The organism is Virgibacillus sp. 7505, assembly GCF_002272135.1.
GTDB lineage: Bacteria > Bacillota > Bacilli > Bacillales > Amphibacillaceae > Terribacillus.
The window spans coordinates 1-277 of record NZ_NPBF01000177.1 but is presented as its reverse complement, the minus strand read 5'-3'; the positions used below and the strand labels follow the sequence as shown (position 1 = coordinate 277).

Sequence of the window (277 nt, the reverse complement as noted above, 5' to 3'; positions counted from 1 at the left end):
TTATGGCCCACTTAAATGGGCACCAAAACCATTTTCGAATGATCGGCGGCGCAGAAGGAGCAAGGTCTGCTGTTCATTTGGCAAAGCTATTTATGTTAGCCGACCAAGCAGGCTTGCTCGTTGAGCCTGAGAGAGCGATTAAACGGATGGTGCTAACGCTTGAAGCGGCTGGTATCGGCCAGGAGGTGCGCCTATGAGCGGTGCTCCTGGAATCAAGCGCTTCAGTCTAAACCAGATTACGACTGAACAATGGACGTTGCCAGAAGCAATTGAAGGC

1 protein-coding gene is annotated in these 277 nt (G+C 51.3%); it reads left to right on the top strand.

Annotated elements, in window-relative coordinates; translation table 11 throughout:
• A partial coding sequence (locus tag CHH91_RS18495; RefSeq protein ID WP_141234215.1) for a DUF993 family protein occupies positions 1-197 on the top strand: 197 nt, incomplete at its 5' end.
• Positions 198-277: the final 80 nt, after the last annotated feature.